Source organism: Nocardioides sp. B129/18 (assembly GCF_055282735.1).
Genome location: NZ_JBUZJI010000023.1, coordinates 22,033 through 28,290 on the forward strand (window position 1 = coordinate 22,033; position 6,258 = coordinate 28,290).

The following is a 6,258-nucleotide window of genomic DNA, read 5'->3' on the forward strand; positions in this document are numbered from 1 at the left end:
ACCCCCTGGCTCCTGCGGTGCGACGTCGTCGTCGCACCCCCGGGCTCATCCTGCCGCGCCGGGCCGGTCCGCGGAGCCGTCCGCGCCGAGATGCTCCAGGACGAGCGCCGCGACGACGTCGGGACGCTCCAGGTGGAGGAAGTGGCCGGCGTCGTCGACCACGACGGCGCGCGCGTGCGGCGGCAGGTGCGTGGCGGCGCGCTCGGCGAGGTCGACGCCCAGGCAGCCGTCGTCGCGGCCATGCAGGGTGAGCAGCGGACGCCGCGAGGACTCGAGCCAGGAGCGGGCGTGGGCTCGGTAGGCCGCCGGGACGGCGAAGGAGCGCGGCAACGCGCGGTAGTAGCCGAGGACCGCCGAGCGGTGGGCGCGGGTGGGCAGCGCGGCGGCGAGGTGGGCGAGGTCGTCGGTGGCGTCCAGGCCCGGCGACCACGCCCGCCACAGGCCGGCCACGAGCCGCTCGAAGCGGCGCTCGGGCAGGACGGGCAGCTGGTTGAAGCCGATGTACCAGCTGCGCCGGACCTGACGGGCGACGCCGCCGAGCCAGCCCAGCGGATCGGGGCGGAGGTGGCTCATCGCGGACAGCGGCGGGACGGCCATCGCGACGGCGCGGGCGAACGGCGAGGCGTCGTCGCCGATCAGGCCGTGCACGGTGAGGGCGCCCCAGTCGTGGCCGACGACGACGGCGCGGTCGTCACCGCCGACCGCGGCGTGGACCGCGACGGCGTCGGCCACCAGGGCGGCGATGTGGAACGCGCCGTCGGCGGGCACGTCGCTGGGACCGTAGCCGCGGGTGGCGGGGGCGACGACGCGGTAGCCGGCGGCGGCGAGCACGGGCCCGAGGTGGCGCCAGGTGTGCGGGGTGTCGGGGAAGCCGTGGAGGAGGACGGCGAGCGGACGGGCGTGGTCGTCGACGTCGCCCCAGGTGAGCGCACGCAGGGTGACGTGCGGGAGGGGCAGCTCGAGGCGGCCGGGCTCGGGGGTCACCCGCGGACCCTAGCGGCGGGTCGCCCCCAGGCATCTTGACGTCAAGATTCTCGACGGAGGTCGCCGGGCCCGTACGATGGCGGCATGCGGGACGAGGTCGACAGCCTGGTGGAGGCCTGGGCGCGCGCGCGTCCGGACCTCGACCTCGACCCCGTCGAGGTCTTCAGCCGCATCTCGCGCCTGGCGCGCCACCTCGACCTCGCCCGCCGCGAGGCGTTCACCGCCCACGACATCGAGTCCTGGGAGTTCGACGTCCTCGCCGCGCTGCGCCGCGCGGGCGACCCCTACGAGCTCTCCCCCGGACGCCTGCTGCGCGAGACCCTCGTGACCTCCGGGACGATGACCAACCGCGTCGACCGGCTCGTCGCCCGCGGCCTCGTCGAGCGCTACCCCGACCCCGACGACCGTCGCGGCGTCATCGTCCGGCTCACGCCCGAGGGCAAGGACGCCGTCGACGCCGCCTTCACCGCCCTGCTCGCCGCCGAGCGCGAGCTGCTCGCCGACACCTCCGCCGAGGACCGCCAGCGTCTGGCTGCGCTCCTCCGGGGGTTGCTGGTGCCGTTCGGCGAGGGGTAGGCGCCCAGACCGGGCGGCCCCGATTACCCGGCTGACCGGGTAATCGTGCGGTTGGCACGGGATATGTCCCGTGCCAAGTGCACACTTCGCGTGCCAGGTGCGCTCGCTCAGGCCACCTGACGGGCCCCGAGCACGGCCTCGGCGCAGGTGCGTCCGAGCCGCAGGTGCTCCTCGGTGAGCGAGAAGTCGTTCATCCGGACGCCGAGGTCCGGGGCGGTCAGGTGCACCACCTCGACGCCGGGGCCGAACACGACCTCCGGGCGCACCCGCATCGAGACGGCCAGGCTGGTGAGCAGCACGTCGAGGGGGGTGCGGGCGCGACGACGGATCGCCGGGACGCTGGCGTCGAGCACGAAGACTCGGTCGGGCGCGAGGCCGAGGGCGCCGGCGACGGGCACGAGGTCGGCGATGCCGCCGTCGACGTGGGTGGTGGTCGTGCCGTCGGGCTCGGGCAGGGTCACCGGCTCGAAGATACCGGGCAGCGCGGTGGAGGCCAGCAGCGTCCGGAGCAGGTCGCCGGAGTCGTGGTACGCGGCGTGGTAGCCGGCGGAGTCGCTCTCCAGGCGGGTGGTGGCGACGCGCACCGGCACCGGCAGGTCCTCGAGGCGCTCGACGCCGCACCAGCCGTGCACCAGCCGCTCGAGGCCGGTCGTCGGGAACAGCGAGGTGGGGTGACGCACGACGTGGCCCACCCGGTTCCACACCCGTCCCGGGAAGACGTCGGTGGTGCGGATCCCGCGCCAGCGCTCGGCGAGCTGCGCGACCCCGGCGTACCCGGGATGCCCGGCGAGGAACACGGCGTTGAGCGCGCCGACGGAGGTGCCGACGTAGGCCGCGGGGCGCACGCCGTAGGAGAGCAGCACGTCGAGCATGCCCACCTGCACGGCGCCGCGCGCGGCACCGCCGGAGAGGACGAGCACGTCGCGTGGGGTCATGCCGTCCTCATCGGCCGGACGAGGGCCGACCTGCGGGTAACGCGGGCGGGCGGGCGGCTACTCCAGCACCTCGGCGGCCTCGAGCCACTCCATCTCCAGCTCCTCGCGCTCGGCGGCGATCTCCTGCAGCTGCTCGGCGAGGGTGGCTAGGCGGGCGTAGTCCTGGGCGGCGGCGGCCATCTCGACGTCGAGGGCGGCCTGGCGCTCGGCGAGGCGCTCGAGCTGGCGGTCGAGGCGGGCGAGGGTCTTGCGGGCGGCGCGCTCCTCGGCGCTGCCGGCCCCGGCCTTGGCCGAGCCGGCGGGGGCGGCGGGGGCGGCGGGGGCGACAGCGGCAGCAGCGACGACGGGCGCAGGAGCACCGCCCGGCGGGTTCGGCAGCCGCCGCTCGAGGTACTCGTCGACGCCGCGGGGCAGCATCGAGATCTGGCCGTCGCCGAGCAGCGCCCAGATGGAGTCGGTGACGCGCTCGAGGAAGTAGCGGTCGTGGGAGACGACGATGAGCGTGCCGGGCCAGGAGTCGAGGAAGTCCTCCAGGACGGTGAGGGTCTCGATGTCGAGGTCGTTGGTGGGCTCGTCGAGGAGCAGGACGTTGGGCTCCTCCAGCAGGATCCGCAGCAGCTGCAGGCGTCGGCGCTCGCCGCCGGAGAGGTCGCCGATGCGGGCGGTGAGGCGGTCGCCGGTGAAGCCGAACCGCTCGAGCATCGAGGTGGCGGTGAGCTCGCCGCCGTCGGCGGTGCGGGTGACCCGGCGGATCGACTCCACGCTGGGCAGCACCCGCAGGTCGGTGTCGACGTCGTCGAGCTGCTGGGTCAGATGGCGCAGGTCGACGGTGCGGCCGCGGCGCACCCGGCCGGCGGACGGCGCGAGATCGCCGGAGAGCAGGGAGAGCACGGAGGTCTTGCCCGCGCCGTTGACGCCGACGATGCCGATGCGGTCGCCCGGCCCGATGCGCCAGGTGGCGTGGTGCAGCAGGCGCCGCTCGCCGCGCAGGAGGTCGGCGTCCTCGACGTCGAGGACGTCCTTGCCCAGCCGCTGGGTGGCGAAGCGCTGCAGCTCGAGTCGGTCGCGCGGCGGCGGGACGTCCTCGATGAGCTGGGTGGCGGCGTCGATGCGGAACTTCGGCTTCGAGGTGCGCGCCGGGGCGCCGCGACGCAGCCAGGCCAGCTCCTTGCGGACGAGGTTCTGCCGGCGGGTCTCGGACGCCGCGGCCTGGCGCTGGCGCTCGGCCTTGGAGAGCACGAACGCGGCGTAGCCGCCCTCGTAGACGTCGACCTGGCCGTCGTGGACCTCCCAGGTCCACTGGCACACGGCGTCGAGGAACCACCGGTCGTGGGTGACGACGATGAGCGCGAACGTGCGCGAGCGCAGGTGCTCGGCCAGCCACGCGACGGCCTCGACGTCGAGGTGGTTGGTGGGCTCGTCGAGGACGACGAGGTCGTGGTCGCCGAGCAGCAGCGCGGCCAGCGCGCACCGGCGCCGCTCGCCGCCGGAGAGGCCCACCACCGAGCGGTCGAGCGCGACGCCGGCCAGCAGCACCTCGACGACCTCGCGGGTGCGCACGTCGGCGGCCCACTCGTGGTCGGAGCGGCCGGCGAGCACGGCCTCGCGCACGGTGTGGGAGTCGACGAGCTCGTCGCCCTGGTGCAGGTAGCCGATGAGCAGCCCGCGCTGGCGCGAGACGCGTCCGGTGTCGGGCTCCTCGAGGCCGGTCATCACCTCGAGCAGGGTGGTCTTGCCGTCGCCGTTGCGTCCGACGATGCCCACGCGGTCGCCCGCGCCGATGCCGAGGGAGACCTCGGCGAGCAGCGGACGCACGCCGTAGGACTTCGAGACGCGCTCGAGGTTGACGAGGTTCACGGGGGTGGCCATCAGGCGCGCCTCACTGGTAGGTGACCACGTGCGTGCCCGCGACGGCGGCGGGCACGGCGGTGGCGCGGACGTGGCCGCGGGTGGTCAGGGCGGCGTGCACCTCGTGGGCGTGGGCCATCGAGTCGCACAGCAGCAGGACGGTGGGGCCCGAGCCCGAGAGCAGCGCGGCCCGGGCGCCGGCCTCGAGGCCGTGCTCGAAGGTGGCGCGCAGGTCGGGGCGCAGGTCGAGCGCGGGAGCGGCGAGGTCGTTGTGGAGCGCGGCGGCCAGGGCGGCGACCTCACCGGAGGCCAGCGCCGCGGCCAGCGCGGCCGGGACGCCGGGTTCGAGGTCGGGTGCGTCGGCAGCACCCGCGGCCACCAGCTCGTCGAAGCGGCGGTAGACCGACGGCGTCGAGAGGCCCTCGTCGTCCTCGACGACGATCCACCACCAGGAGCCGACGTCGACGATCGGCTCGACGACCTCGCCGCGGCCGGTGCCCAGCGCGGTGCCGCCGAGCAGCGCGAACGGGACGTCGGAGCCCAGGCGGGCGGCCAGGGCGAGGAGGTCGTCGTCGGTGGTGCGCAGGTCCCAGAGCCGGTCGAGCGCGACGAGGGTGGCCGCGGCGTCGGCGGACCCGCCGGCCAGTCCCCCGGCCACCGGGATGCCCTTGTGGATCGAGATCCGCGCGGCGCGGTCGGCGGGCAGGCCGTGGTGGTCGGCGAGCAGGCGCGCGGCCCGCAGCGCCAGGTTGGTCTCGTCGAGCGGCACCTCGGCCAGCTCGATGCGGTCGTCGGCGGTGGCGTGCAGGCTCCAGCCCTCGCCGGGGCCGGCGTCGACGACGGTGACGTCGTCGTAGAGGCCCACCGCCTGGTAGACGGTGACCAGCGGGTGGAAGCCGTCGGGACGCAGCGCGCCGACGCCGAGGTGCAGGTTGATCTTGGCCGGCGCGCGGACGGTGACGCCGACGCCCGGGGTCTCGGCCCTCACGCGTCGGCCCCCGTCGGGAGGCCGGCGACGGGCAGGGCCTCGGCGATCCGCACGAACTCCGCGAGCCCGAGCGCCTCGCCGCGGGTGAGCGGCGCGACGTCGGCGGCGGCGAGGGCGGCGTCGACCTGCTCGCCGGGGAAGAGGGTGCGCAGCGCGCCGCGCAGGCCCTTGCGGCGCTGGGCGAAGGCGGCGTCGACGACGGCGAAGACGTGGGCGCGCGGGACGGCGCCGGTGGGCGGCTCGCGGCGGGTCCAGGCCACGAGGCCGGAGTCGACGTTGGGCGCAGGCCAGAAGACGTTGCGGCCGATGGCTCCGGCGCGGCGGACGTCGGCGTACCAGGCGGCCTTCACCGACGGGACGCCGTAGGCCTTGGAGCCGGGGCGCGCGGCCAGCCGGTCGGCGACCTCGGCCTGCACCATCACCAGGCCGCGCTCGAGGGAGGGCAGCAGCTCGAGGAGGTGCAGCAGCACCGGCACCGAGACGTTGTAGGGCAGGTTGGCCACCAGCGCGGTGGGCGCGGGCCCGGGCAGCTCCGCGACGCGCAGGGCGTCGGCGAGGACCACCTCGAACCGGTCGGCCTGCGCGGGAGCGAGCTCGGCGATGGTGCGCGGCAGCCGCGCGGCGAGGACGTCGTCGATCTCGACGGCGGTGACGCGTCCGACGACCTCGAGCAGCGCGAGGGTCAGCGAGCCCAGGCCCGGGCCGACCTCGACGACGACGTCGTCGGCGCCGACGCCGGACTCCCGCACGATGCGGCGCACCGTGTTGGCGTCGATGACGAAGTTCTGGCCGCGCTGCTTGGTGGGACGCAGGTCGAGCTCGGCGGCCAGGGCCCGCACCTCCGCGGGCCCGAGCAGACGCGGGCCGGCGGGATCGGACATGGGCTCCAGCCTAGTGGCGCGCGGAGAGACGGCTCCGGCCGGGGAC

6 protein-coding genes are annotated in these 6,258 nt (G+C 75.7%); 1 reads left to right on the forward strand and 5 read right to left on the reverse strand.

The window, feature by feature from the left end; genetic code table 11:
• Window positions 1-45: 45 nt before the first annotated feature.
• On the reverse strand, window positions 46-984 hold the full coding sequence (locus ACZDWJ_RS15320; RefSeq protein ID WP_463522193.1) for an alpha/beta fold hydrolase: 939 nt from the start codon (window positions 982-984) through the stop codon (window positions 46-48).
• Between the two features lie 84 nt (window positions 985-1,068).
• Here ACZDWJ_RS15320 and ACZDWJ_RS15325 point away from each other — a divergent pair, with 84 nt between their 5' ends.
• On the forward strand, window positions 1,069-1,560 hold the full coding sequence (locus ACZDWJ_RS15325; RefSeq protein WP_463522195.1) for a MarR family winged helix-turn-helix transcriptional regulator: 492 nt from the start codon (window positions 1,069-1,071) through the stop codon (window positions 1,558-1,560).
• A 107-nt stretch (window positions 1,561-1,667) separates the two neighbouring features.
• On the opposite strand, the gene ACZDWJ_RS15330 is transcribed toward ACZDWJ_RS15325, so the two are convergent.
• From ACZDWJ_RS15330 to rsmA, 4 genes are read right to left on the reverse strand one after another with little or no spacing between them, the layout of a single operon-like run.
• Window positions 1,668-2,495, reverse strand: coding sequence for a patatin-like phospholipase family protein (locus tag ACZDWJ_RS15330; RefSeq protein WP_463522197.1), 828 nt, complete (start codon window positions 2,493-2,495; stop codon window positions 1,668-1,670).
• 57 nt (window positions 2,496-2,552) lie between these two features.
• Window positions 2,553-4,364 (reverse strand): ABC-F family ATP-binding cassette domain-containing protein, encoded by a 1,812-nt coding sequence (locus ACZDWJ_RS15335; protein ID WP_463522199.1) that lies wholly within the window; start codon window positions 4,362-4,364, stop codon window positions 2,553-2,555.
• Between the two features lie 10 nt (window positions 4,365-4,374).
• Window positions 4,375-5,331 carry a 4-(cytidine 5'-diphospho)-2-C-methyl-D-erythritol kinase gene (locus ACZDWJ_RS15340; protein WP_463522201.1) on the reverse strand — a complete coding sequence of 319 codons (957 nt, stop codon included), beginning with the start codon at window positions 5,329-5,331 and terminating at the stop codon, window positions 4,375-4,377.
• Window positions 5,328-6,212, reverse strand: a complete 885-nt coding sequence (gene rsmA, locus ACZDWJ_RS15345) for a 16S rRNA (adenine(1518)-N(6)/adenine(1519)-N(6))-dimethyltransferase RsmA (RefSeq protein ID WP_463522203.1) — start codon at window positions 6,210-6,212, stop codon at window positions 5,328-5,330. The genes ACZDWJ_RS15340 and rsmA overlap by 4 nt, the downstream gene beginning before the upstream one ends.
• Window positions 6,213-6,258 lie beyond the last annotated feature (46 nt).